Origin of the sequence: Pseudomonas sp. FSL R10-2964 (assembly GCF_009600035.1) — a bacterium.
Lineage (GTDB): Bacteria > Pseudomonadota > Gammaproteobacteria > Pseudomonadales > Pseudomonadaceae > Aquipseudomonas > Aquipseudomonas bubulae.
The window spans coordinates 40,078-62,753 of sequence record NZ_WIWH01000001.1 but is presented as its reverse complement, the minus strand read 5'-3'; the positions used below and the strand labels follow the sequence as shown (position 1 = coordinate 62,753).

The following is a 22,676-nucleotide window of genomic DNA, read 5'->3' as shown; positions in this document are numbered from 1 at the left end:
GTGTCCAAGATGATGGTCTTTACGGGGAACGCTAACCCCGATCTGGCTCGGCGTGTCGTACGTCAGCTGCATATCCCACTCGGTGACATCTCTGTCGGCAAGTTTTCCGACGGCGAAATTACCGCTGAGATTAATGAAAATGTCCGCGGTAAAGACGTTTTCATCATTCAGCCGACTTGTGCTCCGACCAACGATAACCTGATGGAACTCGTCGTGATGGCTGATGCCTTCCGCCGCTCCTCAGCGACTCGTATTACTGCTGTTATTCCTTACTTTGGTTATGCCCGTCAGGATCGCCGTCCGCGTTCCGCACGTGTGGCTATCAGCGCAAAAGTTGTTGCTGACATGCTTACCGTAGTCGGCATCGATCGTGTTCTCACGGTTGATTTGCATGCTGACCAAATCCAGGGTTTCTTCGATATTCCTGTAGATAACATCTATGGCTCCCCAGTTTTGGTGGATGACATCGAAGATCAGCGCTTTGAGAACCTTATGATTGTGTCCCCGGATATCGGCGGCGTCGTGCGTGCACGTGCTGTTGCCAAATCCCTGGGCGTCGATCTGGGTATCATCGACAAACGCCGTGAGAAAGCCAATCACTCTGAAGTGATGCATATCATCGGTGATGTCGAAGGGCGTACCTGTATTCTGGTTGATGACATGGTCGATACCGCCGGCACGTTGTGCCACGCGGCTAAAGCCTTGAAAGAGCATGGTGCTTCCAAAGTGTTCGCCTACTGCACACACCCTGTGCTGTCGGGTCGGGCAATCGAGAATATCGAAAATTCCATGCTGGATGAGCTGGTGGTGACTAACACCATCCCGCTGTCCGCTGCCGCACAAGCCTGCTCGCGTATCCGCCAACTGGATATCGCACCGGTTGTGGCTGAAGCGGTTCGCCGCATCAGCAACGAAGAATCGATCAGCGCGATGTTCCGATAAGGGCCCTGCCCTTTCAGGACTTCTGCTGACGAAAAGCGCCCCGCCCCAGCAATCCGTTGGGGCGGGGCTTTTTTGCCCATACCGTCCATGGCGCTGGTCGCAAACGCCAGGGCGGATGTGGTTATTTTGGAGATACAACATGAACGATTTTACTCTGAATGCTGAAGTGCGTTCCGACCTGGGGAAAGGTGCGAGCCGCCGCCTGCGTCGTCTCGCAAGCCTGGTTCCAGCTGTAGTTTACGGTGGCGAAAAAGCCCCTGAATCCATCAGCATGCTGGCTAAAGAAGTTGCCAAACTGCTCGAAAACGAAGCTGCTTACAGCCACGTTATCGAACTGACCGTTGGCGGCGTTAAGCAAAACGTGATCATCAAAGCTCTGCAACGTCACCCGGCTAAAGGCCACGTGATGCACGCTGACTTCGTACGCGTTGTTGCTGGTCAAAAACTGACTGCAATCGTACCGGTTCACTTCGTTGGTGAAGCGGCTCCGATCAAGAAAGGCGGCGAGATCTCCCACGTTGTTGCGGAAATCGAAGTTTCCTGCCTGCCAAAAGACCTGCCTGAATTCATCGAAGTTGACCTGGCTAACGCTGAAGTCGGCTCGATCATTCACCTGTCGGACATCACCGCTCCTAAAGGCGTTGAGTTCGTAGCTCTGGCACACGGTAACGACCTGGCAGTAGCCAACGTTCACGCTCCACGTGTTGCACCAGAAGCAGCAGAGTAATTCATTACTCTGTCGTTGGAGTCTTGAGAAACATCGCGAGCTAACACGCAGCGAGTAAAGCGGACAAGATCGCGAAGTTTACTCACGTAAACCCGCTTTCTTGTCCGTTTTCGCCGCTAACCGTTAGCGGCGATGTTATCCACAACTCCATAGAAGGGCCCTTGTCGTGACCGCCATAAAACTGATCGTTGGCCTGGGAAATCCAGGCACCGAATACGAACAGACCCGGCATAACGCAGGGGCCCTTTTTGTTGAGCGTCTCGCGGCAGCCAATGGGGTAAACCTCGTTGCAGATCGCAAATATTTTGGCCTGACCGGGCGCTTCAGCCACCAGGGTCAGGATGTTCGTCTGTTGATTCCCACCACCTATATGAACCGAAGCGGCCAGGCCGTTGCGGCGCTTGCCGGTTTCTACCGCATTGCGCCGGAATCCATATTGGTGGCCCACGACGAACTCGATCTCCCGCCAGGCGTTGCCAAGCTCAAGCTGGGCGGCGGCCACGGAGGTCACAACGGATTGCGCGACATCATCGCGCAACTGGGGAACAACAAAGATTTCTACCGTCTGCGGCTTGGCATTGGCCACCCGGGCGTCGCCAGCATGGTGTCCAACTTTGTCCTCGGTCGTGCGCCACGCGCCGAACAGGAAAAACTGGATGCCAGCATCGATTTTGCCCTCGGCGTGCTGCCGGATATCCTCGCCGGGGAATGGAACCGTGCGATGAAAAACCTGCACAGCCAGAAGGCCTGACTCTTTTTCCGAGGGGAAACACCATGGGATTCAACTGCGGCATCGTCGGCCTGCCTAACGTCGGCAAGTCCACCCTGTTCAACGCCCTTACCAAGTCCGGTATCGCGGCCGAGAACTTCCCCTTCTGCACGATCGAACCGAACACCGGTATCGTGCCGATGCCCGACCCACGCCTGGACGCGCTGGCTGCCATCGTCAAGCCACAGCGTATCCTGCCGACCACCATGGAGTTCGTTGATATCGCGGGCCTGGTGGCTGGCGCATCGAAAGGTGAAGGCCTGGGTAACAAGTTCCTGGCCAACATCCGTGAGACCGATGCCATCGCTCACGTGGTCCGCTGCTTTGAAGACGAAAACGTTATTCACGTTTCCAACAGCGTTGACCCGAAACGCGACATCGAAATCATCGACCTTGAGCTGATCTTCGCCGACCTCGACAGCTGCGAAAAGCAACTGCAGAAAGTCGCGCGCAATGCCAAAGGCGGTGACAAGGAAGCCGTAGCCCAAAAAGCCCTGCTGGAACAGCTGATCGCCCACTTCACCCTGGGCAAGCCGGCACGCAGCCTGATCAAGAACATGGACGCAGATGAGAAAGCCATCATCAAAGGCTTCCACCTGCTGACCACCAAGCCGGTGATGTACATCGCCAACGTGGCTGAAGACGGTTTTGAGAACAACCCGTTGCTGGACGTTGTGCTGGCTATCGCTGAAGAAGAAGGCGCGATAGTTGTTCCGGTCTGCAACAAGATCGAAGCAGAAATCGCCGAGCTGGATGACGGCGAAGAGAAAGACATGTTCCTGGAGGCCCTGGGCCTTGAAGAGCCTGGTCTTAACCGTGTGATTCGCGCCGGTTACGAAATGCTGGACCTGCAAACCTACTTCACCGCCGGCGTGCAGGAAGTTCGCGCCTGGACAGTAAAAGTAGGTGCGACCGCCCCTCAAGCAGCCGGTGTGATCCACACCGACTTCGAAAAAGGCTTTATCCGCGCTGAAGTTATCGCCTACGACGATTTCATCAAGTTCAACGGGGAAGCGGGCGCGAAAGAAGCCGGTAAGTGGCGTCTGGAAGGCAAGGAATACATCGTTAAAGACGGTGACGTCCTGCACTTCCGTTTCAACGTGTAATACAGCACACGTATAAAAAACCGCGCCCAGGCGCGGTTTTTTTTGGCCTGGCGTTTGTGGCGCACTCCGGGGCGCAACAACGGTCTATGGTTAACGCCATCTCACCTCATGATCGGGAGCCTCAATGATTCCCCGCGCCAAATTCCTCAGCCGCTATACCGACCCCATAATCGAAAAAATCAAGGCCCGCTGGTCCCTGGGCTGGCGAGACGCCCTGGCCTCAGCCATTGCCGCCGCACTGGCGTGGATTATCGCCCGGCATTTTTTCGGTCACATACACCCCGTGTTTGCCGCAATCAGTGCCGTGGTGTGCCTGGCTCCAGGCCTGCCCAGTCATGGCAAGCAAGCGGTGGGCCTGATGGTGGGTGTCGCCACCGGGATCATCGTAGGCGAAGCCGCCTTGTGGTTGCCGGATGCTTACCCGTTGGTGCGTATTGGCTTTGCCACCTTCTCTGCCATCGCCATCGCGGCACTCTATGGCCTGGGGGCCGTGGTGCCCATCCAGGCCGGTGTATCGGCGGTGCTGATGCTGGCCGTAGGCCCGGAAAGTGCTGGCGTGGTACGGATGCTTGATGTGGTCGTGGGCTCATGCGTCGGGCTGGTTTTCAGCCAGATACTGCTGACCCCCAACCCGATCGGCATTATCGACAGCTCCGCCAAGGAGTTGCTCGAAAAGTTGGCGTCGGGATTCGGTAAAAGCCTGCAAGCTCTCGAAGGACAAGATGCGGCCAAGGCTCAAAATGCCGTGCAGATATTTTCCAGGGCCCACGACAGCCTTATTGCCCTGGAGAACGGCATCAGCATGGCCCGCAATACCGCCCGCTGGACCTTGCGCGGGCGCTTTGTATCACGGGAAGTCAAAGACATTGCCAGCCGTTACGAGCGCCACGCCGTGCGTTTATACGCCAGCTCCCTGTTGTTTGCAGAAGCCTTTGCCGATGCCTTGCGCAAGGAACAGGGCCCGGCACCGTCCTCCCTCCACGAACGGCTGGCAAACGTTGCTTCAGGGTGCGCCTCGATCGCCAGCGACGATGAACACCCGGTACTCATCCCCGTAGCCGGCGATGAATCGGCCGATGTTGTGTCAGCACCGTGGCAGCTGTGCATGCAGCACTTGAGCACCGTTGAAAGCGCCCTTCTGACCTTCGGATTTACGACTCAGGGCGATAGCAGAAAAAACCCTGAATAAAAATACGAATAAATACCCGTTTACCCTTACCTCCACGAAGTTCGATCCATGGAGGTAAGGCACGCTATCCCTACGCCAATAAATACTAATCCTTACCGTGTCTATGTGTTTTAGCTCTCGACAGGCGGCCAGTTCAGGCCTTGGTTTAAACCGTCAACACCTTCAAACTATAAAATAAAAAGCGTTGTTTATACCTGTTTAACATTGCGAATTTCCCCTCACAAAAAAACATGGCGCCGGAGTATATTCAATGGGATCCTTTCGCCCGGACAAAGAGCCTTCAAGCCTATATTTTTTCGATGACACACAACTTCACGCTACTGTCAGAAATGCGGCAGCACAAAATATCGACATAATGCTTCATGGTGAAACAGGCACAGGCAAAGATACATTGGCCGAGCATCTGCATACCTTATCCGGGCGCCGTGGTCGTTATATCGCACTCAATTGCGCGGCCATCCCCGAGAGTCTGGCGGAAAGTCAGTTATTTGGTGTCACCCAGGGCGCATTCACCGGCGCCCTGCAATCACGAGCAGGATTTATAGAAGCTTCAGATAAAGGCACTCTGTACCTGGATGAAATAGACAGCATGCCGCTGACTTTGCAGGCCAAATTGTTGCGCGTTCTGGAAACCCGTGGTGTTGAGCGATTGGGCTCGACAACATTCATCCCCGTGGACATGCGTGTGATTGCCTCGGCCCAAACCTCCCTTGCGAAGTTGGTGGCACAAGGTCATTTCAGGTGCGACCTGTACTATCGCCTGAATGTCGTGAATCTGCACTTGCCGCCTTTGCGAGAACGACGCGAATACATTACCCCCTTGTTTATGGAGTTTATTCAGCGCGAGGCCCGGCATTTCAACTCATCCATACCGGTACCGAACACTTCGCTGCTACAACAGATCATCTGTCACGACTGGCCGGGCAATGTCAGGGAGTTGCGCTCCGCAGCAAAGCGCTTTGTGCTCGGGCTACCCCCGCTGGATACGTCTCCCTGTGAACATGAATCCACAATTCTAAATTTAAAAATGCGCCTGCAACAAATAGAAAAGCAGTTGATCGCAGACTGCATGCGACGCCACTTTAATTGTATCGATTCTGTGGTAATCGAACTTGGGATTGCCAAACGCACGCTGTACCACCGAATGAAACAATTAGACATTTACTGAGCAACCCCCACTGGAACTGCCCACATGGATATCGACACTTAAATAGCGAACAGACGTTCTGTTGCACTCCCGACACCGAACCAAAGAGGTACATACATGCTCCCTTTACTGTCACTTGTAATGCCCTTTGCGAGCCAGGTCCTCAACGCACTTGGCGGATTTGGAAACACAAGAATGCCCCCTGCAAACCCGGCAAATGCTCACACCAAAAACATCGACCCTGCTCCAACGAACATATATATAAATAATAAAATTTCGTTCTGACCTTCCTAAAAAAAACCAAGAGGATACAGACCATGCTTGGAGCACTATTTGGACTCTTTGCAGGAATGGCGCGCGGTGCTGGCGACGACCCACTCCAAGCGCAAAAGAATTTTGCGCGCGAACAGGAATGGAAAGCCGCAAGGGCCGCCATGCACAAAACAGGAGTTGACACGAGAAACGGCATAGCCGCCGGGGTAATGGACTCAAGTAGCAAGTCAATGAATGCAACCTTTGCAGCTGCCAAGGCCATCTCGTACTGATTTTATTCATACCGCCCCATCTCGAATGGGGCATCCGGCCAATCGAGGCGTGCAGCCACACAAGCATGCAACTACAACTCACAGCTTGAGGTTTCAAATGAAAACCCACTTTCCTTCGAAGCTCCCCCAGGCCGTCTTGAGTGCCTCTGAACTGCCCTCGCACACCCCCGAACTGGCCGATATCAATTGGTTCAACGCCTCCTTGCTTGCCACGGCAACTAAAACAACCAATACCGAGATATCCGATAAATTGACCAGCCACCCACTCAAACAGCGCTCTGCACTTTTAGCGGGTCTGTCGAGTACCGCCGCAAGGGCCCTGCAAAAAGCCAGTACCAGCACCGACCCCCTCGACATGCTCAAATCCACCCGGGCCCTGTCGGCGCTCCACCTTGAGACCGTGCTGAGCGCCAAGATGATCAGCAAGACGTCACAAGCCATCGAAAAACTCACCAATCTGTCTTAGGTAACCGCATAGCAGCGCGCCTGATCAAGAGCGTGTGTTTCCTGCTCGTGCTGGCCGTCACCGGTTGTGGTGAAAGCGTGGTGCTTCACAGCCAGCTCTCCGAACAGGAGGCCAATGCAGTCATTGCAGAACTGGCAGACAAACAGGTCCACGCTCAAAAAGTCCCCGATAAAAATGGCATTTCCATTCGTGTCAGAACAGAAGCTATCAGCCGGGCGATTAACTCGCTGTCAGCGGCTGGCCTGCCCAGGACAAAGCGCTCCACACTGGGTGATATTTTTCGCAAGGAAGGTGTCATTTCTACGCCACTTGAAGAGCGCGCCCGTTACATCTATGCGCTGTCACAAGAGCTTGAAGCCACACTGTCGAGCATTGACGGGGTGATCGTCGCGCGCGTGCATGTGGTACTGCCCGAGCGTGTGGCGCCAGGTGAGGCCGTGCAGCCCGCATCCGCTTCGGTGTTTATCAAACACGATGCCAGACTGGACCCCGACGGCATCCAGTCGCGGGTACGGCGGATGGTTGCCAGCAGCATTCCGGGCATGGCAATGGCAATCGACAACCCGCACAAAATAACCACGGTTTTTGTTCTTGCCGCCGCGTTTCAGGACAACCAGCAACTGCTGTTCTTCGGACCTTTTCTGGTGCCGCAGCAAGACCTGGGGTTCTGGAAAAGCCTGTTCGCTGCACTGGTGACAGGGTGCCTGCTGGCAATCATTACGCCAGTTGTATGGTTAAAGCTGCGCAAAAAGGGCTCTGCATGAATGACATTGATGCCTGGGTACAGTGGTGGGCCTTGCCATGGCGCTACGCTCATCCGCACTGGCAGATCCTTGACGCATCGCCCGCCTTGCTGCGCAACCAGCATGCAGGCGCCAGCAAGAGCTTGGGTATCGCCCCCTGCCTGCCCTGTGCGCCCACAACCAGCCTGATGCAGCTGGCACTGGCGCAACCGGCGCACTATGACGCGTTGCTGCAAAGGATCGAGCGTATCTGCCGCACTACACCTTCCGCTGCACGGGATGACACGCAGCGTTTGTGGTGCCAGCGCCTTGCCAGGGCTTTGCACCCGCAGGACTGGCTCGAGCCCGCCGACGATCCCTTGCAACTGCTCAGAGCATGGCTCGAACCACCGGTCTGGCAGAGGTTGCGACTGCGCTTTGCCCCTGCACGGATCGAAACGCTGGAGCAAAAACCGGTGCAGGCCATTTCACCGGCCAAACTCCGAACGCTCTGGCAAACAGTGTTGTGGCACACACGAGCCAGCGACGAGGGGCACAACCATGCTGACACGCCGCACGATTGAGCTGCAGCCAGGCGCAACCGGGCTGCCCCAGGTACTGATCAGCAGCCAGACCCTGATCGATTGCGGCCTGGCCAATGAGGTGCTGGCCCAGGCACGTGCCCAGGCAGACGAACTGCTGAGTAACGCTGAAAACGCTGCCGAAAAGCTGCTGCAAAAGGCCCACAGCGAATTCTGGCAACAGGCCAATGCCCATCTGGCGCGTTGGCAACAGGAACATGGCGCCTTGTGCCAAGCGATTGAAACCAGCGCCTCGCAAGTGGTCAATCAGGCTCTGGAGCGATTGCTCGGTGAGGTGCCACCACAGATGCGAATCAATGCCTTGCTGGCGCAACTGCTGCCAGCCCAATGCCCGCCATTGAATGCAACCCTGCGCTGCCACCCGCAGATGCTTGCACCTGTACGGCAGTGGCTAAGCACCCGCCCGGATACCGCATGGCAACTGCAAGCAGATGAACGCCTCGACCCCTTCGCTCTGGTGCTGGTCACTGCGCAACACGACCTGCGCATTGACTGGGCCACAACGCTCAAGGCGCTGCTGATCCCCATGACCACTGATGGAACTGATCCGGCAGGAGCTACCACTGAGTGGTGAGTATTGACTGATGGAGGTTCTATGGCTTCTTTCGAAAGCATCCAGCGTCGCATTGACACCCGCTTTATCCAGGCCCAAAAAAAACTGGAGGAGATCGCCCTGAACAATCAAGCAAGCCCCGAAGACATGCAGCGCTTCCTCGACGCTTCACAAAAAATGGCCATTGCCAGTTTCTCGATCAACGAGCAAACCCGATTCAAGCACAGCCTGACCAAAAGCATTATTGATGCCGTGCAGTGATGCTCGGGTTCAAGCACTCCCTCCAATGGGCCCTGTTGCCAGCTCTTTTTTTGCTAGCCAACGGGGCGATGGCCGCCATTCCACAGGAGTGGCAAAAAACGCCTTATGCCCATGAAGCCAATAACCTGTCAGTGCCTGATTTTCTAGGGGCCTTTGCCCATACCGTGGGCCTGCAACTACAGATTGATGGCGCGCTTCAAGGCGTCGTAAACGGCAAGCTGCGCGCCGACACGCTCACCGGTTTAATGGAGCGGCTTGCACTGGAACACCGTTTCCAGTGGTTTGTGCATAACAACACGCTCTACATCAGTTCGCTTGACCAGCAGACCACGAGCCGCCTTGAAGTTGCGGACGATACCATTGCCGATCTGAAGCAGGCCCTGACCCGTATAGGCCTGCTGGATGAGCGTTTCGGCTGGGGCGAGTTGCCGGATATCGGGGTGGTACTGGTGTCCGGGCCCAAACGCTATATCGAGCAGATCAGGCAGTTCAGTCGCAAACGGGCAGAACCCGCCAATAAACAGGATGTGCTGACTTTCACACTGCAGTTCGCCAATGCGGCAGACCGGCAGATCGATTATCGGGGCGAAAAACTGAGTGTTCCCGGTATCGCCAGCCTGTTGCGCGGGTTGCTCGATACCAAGTCATCGAGCCCGTTCGCTGCTCCCTCCCCCGGTCCCTCGCCGGTATCCGGCATGGCCTCCCGCATGCCTTATTCAAGCAATCCACCAGCGCCCGCGCTCACCGCCGATTTGAAATCATCAGGCCTGAACGCCATCCGCGTGGAGGCCGATGTACGTAACAACAGCGTGTTGATCTACGACGCCAGCGAACGCCGGACGCTCTATCAGGCACTGATCGCCAAGCTCGATGTCCCGCGCAAACTCGTGGAAATAGACGCCGTGATTCTCGATATCAACCGCACCCAACTCAACGAACTGGGGACGAACTGGGGCTTTCAGAGCGGCCGTTTCGGGATGGCTACTGGGTTGTCGGGCACTTCCCCGACAACCGTGTCCATGATCCAGGCTGACCGTTTTGCAGCCGAGATCAAGGCGCTTGAAGCCCGCGGGCTGGCAACGGTGGTATCCAACCCCTCGATCATGACCCTGGAAAACCAGCCCGCTGTTATCGATTTCAATCGCACGCAATATATCCAGGCCGTCGGTGAGGGCGTGGCCAACATCATGCCGGTCACCACCGGCACCAGTTTCCAGGTCATACCCCGGGTAATCGAAGCCAGTGGCGCCAATCAGATTCACCTGATCATCGATATCGAAGACGGCACCTTTGCCGACAACACAGGGCAGCATTCCACACCGGATGTTCGCAAAGGCAACATCAGTACCCAGGCAGTGATCCACGAAAAACAATCCCTGGTCATCGGCGGTTTTCATGTCGCTGAAGAGGTCGACAGCCGCAATCAAGTCCCTGTATTGGGAAATATCCCCTGGCTGGGCAAGCTGCTGTTTTCGTCCACGCAGAACACTAAAAATCGCCGTGAGCGGCTGTTTATCCTGACACCCCGCCTGATTGGCGACCAGACCAACCCTGCCCGCTACCTGCCACAATCGGATCAGGCGCAACTGGAGGCAGCGCTGACCCCATTGAGACGGCGTGATGGGAAGCAGCCAGTGATTCAGCGCTCCGATATTACCCGGGTGTTCCGTCAACTGGTCACGGGCCACGTACCTGGCCGGTTCACAGCGATGCCGATGCCGCCCCGGACGGGCAGCCTGTGCAAAGCGTTCACGTCTCTGAAGGTCGATACCGAGCGTCATCAGTGGTACGAAAGTGAGGACTACAACGTGGCCGTACTGGTATTGCACAACCAGAGCCAGAGCCGGGTGCGCGTCGATGAACGTGATTGCAGCACTGCCGGCACCCTGGCGGTGAGTGTCTGGCCGACTCCGTGGCTGGCGCCCGGCGAACATGCGGAGGTGTTTATCGCGACACGAGCACCCGACCCCGACGAACAATCAAGCGTGTCTCGGCCATCATTGCTGGAGGCCACGCCATGACTCGGTTGATCGCAGTTGCCATGGCGGCGGCCCTGGCTGGACTGTTGCAAGGCTGCACCTCGGATTGCCGTACAGACCTGTGCGCGCGCCCGGCCTCCAGCGCCAGGACGCTGGTGATCTGGTGGCCACCACACATGCGCACAGAAACAGGCCCGAATGCTGAACGTTCAGACCATCACGTTGTGCCTCTGGGACCCTAGATCAACCGTGCAACGACCCATTGCCCCGGTGATCTGAAGACATTCAAACCCACGCATCCAATCCTGCGCAGAGTCTTAGCCCCCACCCCCATGTACCGGCCTGTCTGATTATCAGCCAGGCCGGTATTGTCATTACATCAAAGGGCTGCGGCCATGCCGGATCTTTTGGTCAAGCTGCTCGGGATTCAGCTCCCGAATACGAGCCGAGGGCAACGTATCCTTGAACTCAACGCGCAAGGGAGTGTTCTGATCCATACCGTATTTCAACTCAATGTTGAGGAGTTTGCAGGAATTGCTCAAGGCTGCCCTGCTGGAGTAGGCCACAAGAGGAATGGGGGTCTTCATAGCGTCGGTTCTAGTTGCCGTATAGCTTACAGCCAAGGTTTTAATCCGCAGGTTGTCCGGGTTTTCCAGGGCCTTTTGCACATCATTTATGGCGTTAGGCCCATCCCCGATCTGATTGTCAATCATGCGCAGCACCTTCGGCTTGACCTCCAGCCCGATCACTACCGACGTGCCCTGGTTGCTCTCCAGATCGTTAAGGATCCGCTCGAATTGTGGCTGCTGGGCAAACAGCCGGAGAATTGCCGCCTTGTTAGCAGGCGCAGCGTCATTCAGCCACTCATGCTCAGGGCCACCTTTTACCGCCACATAGGAAACCGTTCTTTCAACTGATTTGAGTGCTCGCCGACCTTGTGCGGCCAGCGCCTGCTGGTGAAGGCAGGTTTGCAGCTGTTCATTGAGGGCATGGTGCTCTTCAGAACGGGTAGCGGGTGACGGTAGCTGAATAAATAGACGATGCAGATGTTGCAGTTGCTCCACCAGTGGGCCCTCTGCTGCAAACGAGGTCAGGTGTTGCTTGAGTGGCGCAGAATGCAGGGACAAGGCATCGCGTAACCCATTGACTTGCGCCTGATCGATCACAGCAGGCTGCTTGAAGGTAAAACGCATGCTGCGGGCAACACTGCGATCAAACCCCAGGGTGAACGAAGAATCACTCGTGATATACGGCACCCACGTAGGTCCATCGGCACCGAGCTGAGTCCACAAGGCGCCATTGGCCGGCGCCACGCCTAAAGACGCACTGCCTCTGGCTAACCATTGGGTATTCACGCTTTGGGCCCGGGTTGTCTCATCCTGCCCCAAGGCGACAGCCTTGCGCTGGTCCGCATGAAACAGCTGAAGATTCCCACCCGCATTTACCATGGTACGTAGCAAGGCACCGGGGGCATTCGAGGTTTCCGGGATTATATGAAAGCGCGCCTGCACATGAGCTGACACACTCCAGTCCAACGCATTTTTCGAGCTCGTGCCGCTCTTGTGATTGCTGCCAAGATCCAGCAAGTCGAAAACGTTCCCTTTCTCCCCGGTGAGGATGACCATCATTGCGGGAAAATCTGCCTCCCTGATGTCAAAGCTGACGCTTTGCTCGTTTTCATGCGTCAACGCCAATGTAGTCTCGGCCCCTACCCTGAGCCGGCCTTCGAGTGGCACCTCGGAGGGAAGCAACATGTTACCGACGCCTACAGAACCAGTGACGGTATGGCCAGTGCCCATATTGATGTCAACGCTGACCCCCTGATCGGTTCGAGTCAGCGTTATACCGTTGGTTTTGTCTCTTGAAACACCCCCTATGATTTCAAGCAACGGGACTGGAAGTAAGAACAGGGATGCCGATAAGGTTTTGCTCCGGCTCGATGCAACTGACTGGCCGCTTTCAGACTTTTGAATGCATTGCAGCAGAGCCTGCTTGACCGTCTCTTGTGGATTGAGCCCCAAGGTAGTGGTTATATGAAAATTGAGCGCTGATCCCGGGGTACCCAAGTCCCTGGCCAACAACTTGAAGTTGTTATAGAGCGTTTCTGCCTGCTTCAATCCATTGATGTTCTGCGATGTTTTCTTGTGTACCGGGCTGCTTTGATAGTCCTCTATCGCACTCTCCAGGCGGGCTGTTATTTCGGCCTGATCAGGCGCTTTACCCTCCAGCCGGTCGACCAGTTTGACCAGCCTGAAAAGTGTGCGGGCGTGCTGAATCAAATCGCTCTCGATCAGCCCGGTCGAATTGCTCAAATCACGTTTCAGGCCAGCGTCGTGCAACGACAAACAAACACCCTGTTTTTCGTAACTGCGCAGCAAGGCCGCTGTGATATCAGACTTTGAAGAGCCCATATTCTCGAAGGACTGGCGAATTCGAGACAGGTTGCTCGCTGAGCCTTCAGTGGGTTTGCCACTCGTTGTGGGCAGATAATCAGGGATCACACGGGCTCCCTTGATGTCGCCCAATCGCCTGGCCAATTGCACGCTGTACTCTTCTACCTGACTCAGAAAACGCTTGAGTTTTGTGGCCAGGGCCTGGGTTGGCTTGCCCTCGCCCAGGCGGTCAAGGCGACTTGAAATATCCATCGTACGGGGTGTCACGCTCGCCAGCGTACGCAATAGCCCCTGCAGTTCCCGCACATCCGCGTAGAGGTCTGCCAGCCCGCGTCGCCCTTTAACATCATGCTGGATACCAAGGCCGATATTCTTGATCCCCTGAACAGGATGAAAATGGGCTAATGCACTTTTAATTACCCCACGATCAACCGACAGGGCTTCAGTCTTGTGGCCAAAACAATCGGAGGTCACGGCCCAGGAGGTGCCGTTGTCCTGACTCTTCAACTCAGCGTTGCCCAGCACCGTACCCAGTGATCTCGCGGGGGTGTTTGAGTGTGCCGTTAGAGGTTTCCATTGCGGGTCGCCATCCGCTGAAACAATCAACTGCCGATAGTGTTCACCCCATCTTTTTTGTGGCGCATTGTTTTCACCCCAGCTGACGATCAATTGCTGACCTGCTCCCATACGCAACGACTTGACCGGCGCATTGTCCGGCACCGGCACGGGAGTCCAGGTGAGCGCTGAGGTGCAAGGGGTTTGCCAGTGAGCCTTGTCGAGCTTGAGCAGTTCGCCGGCGCCGGTCTGTGCATAGAGATCTCCCTGACGGTCAAGTGCCAGCGCCACAAGCTCTTTAGGCCGGGTAAAGGTCAAGACCCTGGCCTTTCCGTTGACGTGGGCAATCAGCTTGTTTTCAGCATCAAGCGTTACAAATTGCCTAGCGTTATCGATAGCAAAACCGGTGATCTTTTGCTCGTTATTCTCAACCATGGCGACACCAAGGCTGATATGGGCATGAGCATCATTAACAGGGGTCAGGTCATAACTGGCCCCGCTGTACGCAGCATCCCGCGTTTTATGGATTGCCAGCGCTTTCAGCTCTGCACCTTGCAATACATAAGCGCGACCATCCAGGCCACGCTCCAGTCGCTCCACATTGTGGTGAGCGCTTTTATCCCATTGCTGTGAGCGCTCGTTCCAGCACAGCAATGTGTTGCCCTCAAGCGCAACCTTGCCCCGCGGCCCAAGGTCCACACGACCGGCGAGTGTCTGCAGCCCTGGCTCGGGCAAACCTGTGTCGTTCACTCTGAGGATCACATCACTGAGGTTCCAGCCCGATGCCTGATCAGGGCCATGGCTCAAAGGGGTGCTGTGTAACTGGCGGCGGGAGTCGAGGACAAGGGCGTTGAGCCGGCCTTGATCATCATGCATAAAGCCCTTGATGCTGACTGCGCCCTGATGCAGCTGCTCAAGATTATCGAGTGGTTCAGGGCGCATGACCAATTGCCCGTCTTCGGCATTGCGCAGGTTCGCGCACAAAAACTCACCCTGAGGTGTCGAGGCGTACAGCACATCACCCGCCAGCCCCAGATGCGCCAGTTGCACCGGTTTACCCGACTCGTTGACGGGAACAAGACAAAGAGCAGCATCGGCTGTGTCGCGGCTGATTTTTAGCGTGAAACCCTCAAGGCTCGCCTGCGTTTTACCATCAATGCTCATGTCTGCGACCCCCTGCGGCACTTTCATCAGTTGCCCTTGAGCACTCAAGCCAATACGGCTGTATCGGGCCTCGTCCTTGTCGGGCAACCAACGAAGCGTCTGTGCTTCTAACCGGTACAGGCGTTGCTCGACCACACGAAACTGGCCGCCTTCGGCGGTTGTTTGCACACCGCTTATCTGCCCCAGATGGGCACGCCCGGGATTGATCGGGGGCGACGGGTAAAAACTCAGGGGAAGACTGCTTTTAAGTACTGCAGCGGCCGCAGGGGTGGACTGGATATGAAATACATTAAATTTGTCGTCCCTGATTCGCAGGTTCCGGGCAGGGCCTGCGTAAGTGGCATCTTGCTTGAACGGCCTGGACAACTGATTCAGTTGGGCGGCAATGTCCTGGCCCACATACGAGCCTTGGGTCACGACTTTTCCTTCAACCAGGCTGGCGCTGAATGCCAGAGAGGGCTGCTGATAATGACGAAAACCGGTCATTTGCACCGATTCGGTGGGGCCAGAAGTGTTCGGGGAGGCTGTGCCGCGCATTTCTGACGGCGCTGGCTTTGCGGGTTCAAAAAAATTGACGTCCATGACTGCTCAACTCTGACTGGCTGATGAAGAGTGAGTGACCATGTAATAGCGCCCGGTTCCTGCCCCGATCAGCGTTGCTCAAGTTCCGCCAACTCGATGACTTCACGGCGCTCGTCATCATCCAGTTCTCGCAGAGTGCGGTAGACCAGCGCAACCGCCTGCAGGGTCTCGCGGCTGATGCAATGCCCGGTCTCGATGCCATACAGCGTGCGAGCCAGCCACACACACTGAATCACCGGAACATCTGCTGCCCGTGCCCTGTCGATCATTCGCCGTGCCCGGGCATCAGCCCCCTTGGCAATCACGGTCGGCAAAGGCGTCTGTGGCGGCCGGTAGTACAGCGCCACGGCAAAATGCGTAGGGTTGATCAGCAGCATGTCGGCCTCTTCCAACGGCGGAGTCGGGGCCACAGGCTCTTCATGGGCCAGCTCCTGGGCCAGTGCCCGACGCAGCATCTTGGTATGAGGATCACCTTCCATGCCCTTGTACTCCTTGACCACTTCGACATGGGTCATGCGCATGCGCCGGGCAAAAAAATACCGCTGCAACGCCAGGTCAACCACTGCTAGCACCAGCAGCAGGCCAAGGCACACATGCAGCAAATGCCGGAACAAGGCGATCAGCGCGACGATATAGCCCGGCAAGTCAGCGTTGACCAACCCGATCAACGCCCCCAGGGAAGGCCCGATCACTCGGTAAAGCACCGCACAGATCAGCAGTGCCTTGATCAGGCCGGTGAGCAGGGTCAACAGTGACTGGGCCGAAAACATCTGCCGGGCCTGATTGACCGGGTTGAGCCGGTTGAAGTCCGGGATCAGGACTTCAGGGGCAAACAGAAAGCCGAATTGCAGCCAGCTGCTGATTAATTTCATCAAGACTGCAACGCCGGTCATCAGTAAGGCGAAGTCAAAAAACAGGTAACCCGCCTCGACGAACACGGCCTGCAGCGAATGACCAAAGGGTTGCCCGACCAGTGAAACGGGCAGCATCAGCAATTGGCCAAAACGCTGCAGGCTGTTCTGAGCCGTGATCAAGGCGACCTCACTGATAACCGCCAGCGTCAGCAGTTTGGCGATGTCCTGACTTTGCGCAACCTGGCCTTTTTTGCGCTGGTCCTGCAGTTTTTTCTGGCTGGCGTCATATTTCTTCTCACCCGAATCGCTCATGACTCACCTACTTTGAAGAGCTGGCCCAGTGCGTGCCCAAGATCCCCCAGCAGACTCATCCGTCCCACGATCAGCTCCTCCAGTTGTGGCAGGTAGAGCAGCAGAAAGCCCAGGCCGGCCAGGCTTTTGGCCGGCATCGACAGCACAAATACCTGCAACTGCGGGCTGTAGAGGCTCAACAGGGCAACAGCGAATTCGATCAACAACAACAGCGCAATAAAGGGCGCGGCGTAGAGCAGCAGATGCGTGAAGGTATCGCCGAGCAAAGAAAGAAACACGGCAAAACCATCCGCAGCAATGGTCGGTAACCAGAGCGTGGGGGGCCAGATCAGGTAGCTGTCCCAGATCACCCGGGTCAAGCTGCCCAGCCCGAGGGTGACCATCAGCAAAAAAATGCTCAGTTGCTTGAACAGGTGCCCGACAGGTGTGGCATCCGCCCCCAGCGAAGGGTTGAGCTGCCCGCCGATCAGGGCACCACGCTGGTTATCGAGCAAAGCCCCTACCGACTCGAACAGCCAGAACGGCATGGACAGCAGCATGCCCAGCAAAAAGCCCAGCATGGCCTCTTTGAGCATCAGACCGCCGAGCGCCAGCAGGGTGTAATTCACGCCCGACAAGGCGTGATAAATACCCGGGGCAGGTATCAGGGCCAGCGCAAAAACGATGACATGCCGGGGCATGCCGCGCACATGTTCGAAGCAGAATGCCGGGATCAGAAAAAAACAGGGATACAGGCGCGCCATCGCAATGGCGAGGCTGGGCAGGTATTCGAGAAACGCAATCTGTGGGGCCATCGGGTGTTCCGTCTACAGCGCCGAGCGGGCGACCATGTCAAAGGTGAGGTTGATCAATTGAATCAGCTCAACCCCGATCCAGCGCCCCGTCAGCGCCAACGTGACGCCCACTGCAACCAGTTTGATGCCGAAGGGCAGCGTCTGGTCCTGTACCTGCATCAGCGCCTGCACCAGCGAGGTCAGCACACCCACCGCTACAGCCACGATCAGCGGTGGCGCAGACAGCACCACCACCAGCAGCATGCCCTGCTTGAACAGCAAAATCGGCTCCATGGACGCCTCACAGATAGGACAGGAACAGACTGTCGAGCAGACGTGTCCAACCCGAAACCAGCACAAACAGCAACAGCTTGAGCGGCAATGAAAGGGTCATGGGCGAGACCATCTGCATGCCCAGCGCCAACAACAGGTTCGAGACGATCAGGTCGATCACGATAAAGGGGATGTAAATCAGAAAACCGATTTCAAACCCTGCCTGTAGCTGCGACAGCACAAATGCCGGTACCAGCAGGATAAGGTCGTCACGCTTGACCTCTTGCGCCAGTTGCGCAGGCCATAGACGCGCAGTGTTATCCAGCAGATGGGTCAGCACATCGGGAGCAGTGTTGCGTGCCATAAAGGCCCGCAAGGGCTTTACCGCCTCCTCCCCGCTCTCCTGCAAGGCTTGCACACTGCTCATATCCAGCGGCGTCTGCTTGAGGGCCTGGGCGGTTTCATACCCCACCGGTGCCATGACAAACATCGTTGCAGCCAGGGCAACTCCATAAAGGGCCATGCTCGGCGGCACCTGCTGCACACCAATGGCGTTGCGGGTAATCATCAACACAATGCAGATTTTCAGGAAGGCGGTGCACACCATCAGCAGCATGGGCATCAGTGACAGGCCGCCGAGAAACAGCGCCAGCAGAAAGGGATCGATCCCTTGAACGGTCATTGCGAAAAACTGATGCGCGACAGTTGCAGGCCAAGGCGCCCCTCAACCTCCACCAACTGCCCGTGACCGATCGGCCGGTCGCCGTAATACAACCCGGCCATGCCCGTGTCATAGCCCTCGATGCTCAACACCATGCCGGGGGCCAACTGGCGCAGCTCACCCAGGCTCAACTTGAGTGCGCCACAGCGCACGCTCAGCTCTACCTGCAAGGTTTCAAACGGCTCATTGCCTTTATGCCGTTCAACGTCCGTACCCGCAAACATCACCTCTTCCACAGCCGACTCCTCGAGAGCACACACGATCAGGCAGCGACGCCCGCCTTCATCATCAATTTGCGATGTGATCCGCCACCGCCCAATCCTCAACTGCCCCACGCCATCACCGCTGAACAACAGGCGCTCCGGCATCAGCACGTCGCCTGGTCGTACCCTGCGCAACTGCTCAACCGTCAACGGCAGATAGCCAAGCACCACGGGCACAGGCACGGCAAAGCAATCGGGCAACGGCGCCTTGACTGCCTGCCATTGCCCCGCCTCGCAAAGCGCCAACAGGCTGTGGGCCGCCAGCATCAATCGGCCGACACTTCGCGATGGGCCCAGCACTACACTGAGGCAGCACTCGAATGCGCCCACCTGCCTGTCGGCAAGGGGCCGCAGATAGCCAAAAAGCGCCTTCAACTGCGCACTCATGCGCTGCTCAAAGTGCGCCCAAAACCATGACTGGGGATCGTTGCCGGTCTCGGCCAGCACCACCGGGCACTCGCCGAACAGGCTAAGCAAGGGCCCTGCATCACTGAGCGTAAAGACCCCGCAGCGGCTCTCGAACGAGACACACGCACCACCCCCTGGCGCCCGCCCCGGTTCCAGCAAAAGCTCACCGGGCTCGCCTGCGACCTGAAATGAATAGCGCAGGCCACGACCCAACCGCCAACAGGCCTGGACCGTGGTTGCGTCCAGCCGTGGCAAGGTGATCGGCGCTACCGTCATCACTGGCACTCCTGCAGTAACCGGATCCTGACGACCTGCCCCAAGGCACGGGCCAGACGCCGTTGACAGGGTTGCTGCTGACGGGCGAGCCATTGTCGGGTGGCGGATTGCTGCGCCTTTAAAATGATCAGCCAGCCATGATGTTCATAACGGGCGCTGACACTGACCCGCCCGCGATGTGCCAGATGCAGCACAAATTGCACTGGCCATGGCCCTGCCCCCGGTGCACGGGGCATCAGTGCCTCGGACAACACCTGTGCCAAGCCCCTATCCGCGCCTGCCAGGCTGTCTGCAAACAGTTTGCAGTCGGCTGCGCGCGCCGGGGCGGCAGGCAGATACCGGGCCAATGGCAACGGCACCGGGTTTACTCCTGATGACTCGGCCATCCCGCCTCCTCTGCCAGCAACATCGACAATTCCAGAAGTTTTTCGACCTTTCTCTGGCATTCACCCGCGTACTGGCGGGCACTCTCGACATGGATCGCAACCACGCGCTGCTGCTCGAGCAGCGCTTGCAAGGCACTTGCCTGCTGCGCTGTTTGAGCCGCCCACTGGCGCTGTGACTCGTCCCAGCCCGACAGGGTCCTGGGCGACACCACCTGCCCCTGATAGCGGCCGGTCAGTTCGGCTTGCTGCCGGTTTTCGTTTTGCCTGGCCTGCTCAACCGCCGAACGGGCCTGCTCAATGTTCAGGCCAAGGGCTCGCAGCTCCATACGTTTGATGTGCAACAAACGCTCAGCCCGATCGGCCCGATGTTGGCGCAGGCGCCGCAAGGGCTCGGTGGCAGGCGGGCGGTTTTCAGAAGGGCACATGGGCAGTCAACTCGCTCAAGTGCTCCAGGGTTTCCTGAAACGTTGCAGGCTCGCGCAAGTCCTGACGCAAAAAGGCCTCCACACGCTGGCGGCTCTCGACGGCCAGGTCGGTCAGGGCATCGTTGCCCGCCTGGTACTCACCCAGCCTGAGCAGCAGTTCGATCTGCTGATGCGCGCTCAGCAATCGCCTGAACGCGGCCATGTTTTGCATATGTTCTGGCGCAGCCACATTGCTCAGGATCCGTGACAGGCTGCCCAGCACATCTATCGCCGGATAGTGACCGCGCTCTGCCAGTTTGCGGGACAACACAATGTGCCCGTCCAGCAAGGATCGAACCTCATCGGCTACCGGATCGCCCATGGAGTCCTGCTCAATGAGTACGGTATAGATCGCGGTGATAGACCCCTCGCGAGTCAGGCCTGCGCGCTCTACCAGACGTGGCAACAGGCTGTAAACCGAGGGCGGCAACCCGCCTCTGCCCAAGGGTTCGCCAGCGGCCAGACCGATTTCCCGCTGAGCGCGGGCAAAGCGCGTCAATGAGTCGATCAACAATAAAACCCGCCGGCCTTTGCGTCGGAAACCTTCGGCCAGAGCAGTTGCGGTAAAGGCTGCCCGCGCACGCTCCATGCTTGTGCGATCAGAGGTTGCGCACACCAGCACGGCTTTGCCCCGCAGCCCCTCATCCAGCTCATGGTCAAGAAACTCACGCAGCTCGCGACCGCGCTCGCCAACCAGGCCAAACACGATCACATCGCACTCGACGTTGCGGGCGATTTCGGCCAGCAGGGTGGTCTTGCCACAACCGGCACCGGCAAACAGCCCGACCCGCTGGCCCTCACCCAGGGTCAACAACCCGTCGATGGCCCGTACCCCTGTTGGCAAAGCGCGACCGATGCGCGGCCTCTGAGTGGGCAAGGGGGCTTCGCATACAACTGCATTGGCCTCCTCACAAGGCCTCCAGGAAAAGCCCCCCCGTCGCCCCCGGCAAGCGGTCGGCCAAACCCGTCGAGCACTTGCCCCAGCAGATCATTGCCGACGCGAACCTGATGCACAGCCCCCAAGCGTTCAACGGCCGCTCCTGCGCTTATACCTTCGAGGCTCGCCAAAGCACTGAGGGTGGCGTCCTGCTGATCACAGGCGATGACCTCTGCCAGTATCCATGCGTTGCTCCCTGCCTGAACCCGGCACAGCTCGCCAATGCGGGCCTGGGGCAGGCAGCATTGCAGCAGCATGCCATTGATCCGCAGGAGCCGACCGCTCAGGGTCACCGGTGAAAAACCCGCCAGGTGCGTGAACTGGCGTTGCCGCCAGCGCTCAAGGCGCTCAGCAATCGTGCCGTTCACCAGCTCACCTCATAGCGCTGCGCGCCTTCAAACAGTACTCGGCGGTTGTCGATCGCAGTCAGGCGCACACCCTGCGCTTCGTCACCAAAAAACAGCCTACGCCCGTCGGCCAATACAACATGGGCCTTTTGGCCACCGATTATCTGGACGATCCTGAAGGGCAGTGCCGTGCTGATTTCCTGGACCTGATTAATGATCGCAACCGGCGTTTCAAACTGCGCCTCGAAGCGATCGAGCATCCGCGAGACCAGTGCCAGCGAGTCTTTGCCGACATCACCGTCCAGGATGATTTGCTCATCAACCATCTGCAGCCGGATGGCGTTGTCCAGATCACGCTCGATCAACATCTTGAGTAATTGCTGATGGACCTGATACGTTGTTGCAAGCTGACGCCTGTCACTGACAGGCAATGGCTTCGGAGAAAGTGCCTGTGCCGTGTTTGAAGGCTGACAGACTTGTGCCGCCAATATCAGCACCGACACGCTCAGGGCCAGCGCCAGCCACTTGCCAGGGCGGCGCGCAGGCACCATGCCCGAGCGCGCGGCGGCCGTTTCGCTCTGCACCCTGGTTACTTCTGCCAGCTCATCCACCCAGGCACTTTGCGTATTGGCGATGCACAAGCGTATCCCGCCAATGGCGAACGCCTTACCCGCAGCCAGATCGGCAATCTGTGCCCGGGCAGTGCCGGTTTCATCCTGCAAGAGACCTTCCTGCGCCTGCACTGTCCAGCGCCCGTCCACACAGTGCAACCGGGCATGCCTGGCTTCAACGCCAGGGTCGTACAACTCCAGGTCGGCATCTTGATGGGCACCGATGCTCCAGCATTCACCGAACAAAGGCAGTGCAGCCCCCTCATGCAAACCGCTCAGCACTCGCAACTCGAACAGCAGGCCAGGCTGCTGCGAATCGAACACCACGGTTGCGCCATCAGGTAAGCCA

Annotated in this window: 23 protein-coding genes and 1 pseudogene; 14 read left to right on the top strand and 10 right to left on the bottom strand. The window is 57.5% G+C overall.

Annotated elements, in window-relative coordinates; translation table 11 throughout:
• The 14 genes from GHN92_RS00290 (at position 1) to hrpT (ending at position 11,250) form a co-directional block, all read left to right on the top strand.
• Complete coding sequence (locus GHN92_RS00290) at positions 1–942, top strand: ribose-phosphate pyrophosphokinase (RefSeq protein WP_019825119.1); 942 nt, start codon at positions 1–3, stop codon at positions 940–942.
• Between the two features lie 139 nt (positions 943–1,081).
• Positions 1,082–1,669: a 50S ribosomal protein L25/general stress protein Ctc gene (locus GHN92_RS00285; protein WP_095003177.1), complete on the top strand. Its 588-nt coding sequence runs from the start codon at positions 1,082–1,084 to the stop codon at positions 1,667–1,669.
• 166 nt (positions 1,670–1,835) lie between these two features.
• Positions 1,836–2,420: an aminoacyl-tRNA hydrolase gene (gene pth / locus GHN92_RS00280; RefSeq protein WP_016781749.1), complete on the top strand. Its 585-nt coding sequence runs from the start codon at positions 1,836–1,838 to the stop codon at positions 2,418–2,420.
• A gap of 23 nt (positions 2,421–2,443) precedes the next feature.
• Positions 2,444–3,544, top strand: coding sequence for a redox-regulated ATPase YchF (gene ychF, locus GHN92_RS00275; RefSeq protein WP_086798695.1), 1,101 nt, complete (start codon positions 2,444–2,446; stop codon positions 3,542–3,544).
• A 124-nt stretch (positions 3,545–3,668) separates the two neighbouring features.
• Complete coding sequence (locus GHN92_RS00270) at positions 3,669–4,733, top strand: aromatic acid exporter family protein (RefSeq protein WP_095024936.1); 1,065 nt, start codon at positions 3,669–3,671, stop codon at positions 4,731–4,733.
• A 250-nt stretch (positions 4,734–4,983) separates the two neighbouring features.
• Positions 4,984–5,901 carry a sigma 54-interacting transcriptional regulator gene (locus GHN92_RS00265; protein ID WP_133144320.1) on the top strand — a complete coding sequence of 306 codons (918 nt, stop codon included), beginning with the start codon at positions 4,984–4,986 and terminating at the stop codon, positions 5,899–5,901.
• A 296-nt stretch (positions 5,902–6,197) separates the two neighbouring features.
• Entirely contained in the window at positions 6,198–6,425 is a 228-nt protein-coding gene (locus GHN92_RS00260; protein WP_095023092.1) for a hypothetical protein, read from the top strand.
• A 97-nt stretch (positions 6,426–6,522) separates the two neighbouring features.
• On the top strand, positions 6,523–6,891 hold the full coding sequence (locus GHN92_RS00255) for an EscI/YscI/HrpB family type III secretion system inner rod protein (RefSeq protein ID WP_133144321.1): 369 nt from the start codon (positions 6,523–6,525) through the stop codon (positions 6,889–6,891).
• An 8-nt stretch (positions 6,892–6,899) separates the two neighbouring features.
• A complete protein-coding gene (gene sctJ / locus GHN92_RS00250; protein WP_095019656.1) occupies positions 6,900–7,655 on the top strand; it encodes a type III secretion system inner membrane ring lipoprotein SctJ in 756 nt (251 codons plus the stop codon).
• Positions 7,652–8,197, top strand: a complete 546-nt coding sequence (locus tag GHN92_RS00245) for a type III secretion protein (protein WP_133144322.1) — start codon at positions 7,652–7,654, stop codon at positions 8,195–8,197. The genes sctJ and GHN92_RS00245 overlap by 4 nt, the downstream gene beginning before the upstream one ends.
• A complete protein-coding gene (gene sctL / locus GHN92_RS00240; protein ID WP_153379138.1) occupies positions 8,175–8,789 on the top strand; it encodes a type III secretion system stator protein SctL in 615 nt (204 codons plus the stop codon). The genes GHN92_RS00245 and sctL overlap by 23 nt, the downstream gene beginning before the upstream one ends.
• Before the next feature lie 21 nt (positions 8,790–8,810).
• Positions 8,811–9,029 carry a type III secretion protein HrpF gene (locus GHN92_RS00235; RefSeq protein ID WP_095019658.1) on the top strand — a complete coding sequence of 73 codons (219 nt, stop codon included), beginning with the start codon at positions 8,811–8,813 and terminating at the stop codon, positions 9,027–9,029.
• Positions 9,030–9,064: 35 nt separating this feature from the next.
• Positions 9,065–11,050 carry a type III secretion system outer membrane ring subunit SctC gene (gene sctC, locus GHN92_RS00230; RefSeq protein WP_256666361.1) on the top strand — a complete coding sequence of 662 codons (1,986 nt, stop codon included), beginning with the start codon at positions 9,065–9,067 and terminating at the stop codon, positions 11,048–11,050.
• Entirely contained in the window at positions 11,047–11,250 is a 204-nt protein-coding gene (hrpT, locus tag GHN92_RS24095; protein ID WP_133144324.1) for an HrpT family type III secretion system protein, read from the top strand. The genes sctC and hrpT overlap by 4 nt, the downstream gene beginning before the upstream one ends.
• Positions 11,251–11,382: 132 nt before the next feature.
• On the opposite strand, the gene GHN92_RS00225 is transcribed toward hrpT, so the two are convergent.
• The 10 genes and pseudogenes from GHN92_RS00225 to GHN92_RS00180 all read right to left on the bottom strand — a co-directional run bounded on the left by GHN92_RS00225 (position 11,383) and on the right by GHN92_RS00180 (position 22,651).
• A complete protein-coding gene (locus tag GHN92_RS00225; protein ID WP_240043173.1) occupies positions 11,383–15,702 on the bottom strand; it encodes an AvrE-family type 3 secretion system effector in 4,320 nt (1,439 codons plus the stop codon).
• 68 nt (positions 15,703–15,770) lie between these two features.
• On the bottom strand, positions 15,771–16,868 hold the full coding sequence (sctU, locus tag GHN92_RS00220; RefSeq protein ID WP_095039419.1) for a type III secretion system export apparatus subunit SctU: 1,098 nt from the start codon (positions 16,866–16,868) through the stop codon (positions 15,771–15,773).
• A complete protein-coding gene (gene sctT / locus GHN92_RS00215; protein WP_095021228.1) occupies positions 16,865–17,662 on the bottom strand; it encodes a type III secretion system export apparatus subunit SctT in 798 nt (265 codons plus the stop codon). Before sctT ends, sctU begins: the two co-directional genes overlap by 4 nt.
• A gap of 12 nt (positions 17,663–17,674) precedes the next feature.
• Positions 17,675–17,935, bottom strand: coding sequence for a type III secretion system export apparatus subunit SctS (sctS, locus tag GHN92_RS00210; protein ID WP_095003190.1), 261 nt, complete (start codon positions 17,933–17,935; stop codon positions 17,675–17,677).
• 7 nt (positions 17,936–17,942) lie between these two features.
• Entirely contained in the window at positions 17,943–18,596 is a 654-nt protein-coding gene (sctR, locus tag GHN92_RS00205; protein ID WP_095003191.1) for a type III secretion system export apparatus subunit SctR, read from the bottom strand.
• Positions 18,593–19,582 (bottom strand): FliM/FliN family flagellar motor switch protein, encoded by a 990-nt coding sequence (locus GHN92_RS00200; protein WP_133144325.1) that lies wholly within the window; start codon positions 19,580–19,582, stop codon positions 18,593–18,595. The genes sctR and GHN92_RS00200 overlap by 4 nt, the downstream gene beginning before the upstream one ends.
• Complete coding sequence (locus GHN92_RS00195; RefSeq protein WP_178102576.1) at positions 19,582–19,968, bottom strand: type III secretion system HrpP C-terminal domain-containing protein; 387 nt, start codon at positions 19,966–19,968, stop codon at positions 19,582–19,584. Before GHN92_RS00195 ends, GHN92_RS00200 begins: the two co-directional genes overlap by 1 nt.
• Positions 19,947–20,393 (bottom strand): YscO family type III secretion system apparatus protein, encoded by a 447-nt coding sequence (locus tag GHN92_RS00190; protein ID WP_095019664.1) that lies wholly within the window; start codon positions 20,391–20,393, stop codon positions 19,947–19,949. The genes GHN92_RS00195 and GHN92_RS00190 overlap by 22 nt, the downstream gene beginning before the upstream one ends.
• Positions 20,380–21,737, bottom strand: a pseudogene (locus tag GHN92_RS00185) (FliI/YscN family ATPase). Before GHN92_RS00185 ends, GHN92_RS00190 begins: the two are co-directional and overlap by 14 nt.
• Positions 21,734–22,651 carry an FHA domain-containing protein gene (locus tag GHN92_RS00180; protein WP_372239726.1) on the bottom strand — a complete coding sequence of 306 codons (918 nt, stop codon included), beginning with the start codon at positions 22,649–22,651 and terminating at the stop codon, positions 21,734–21,736. Before GHN92_RS00180 ends, GHN92_RS00185 begins: the two are co-directional and overlap by 4 nt.
• Positions 22,652–22,676: the final 25 nt, after the last annotated feature.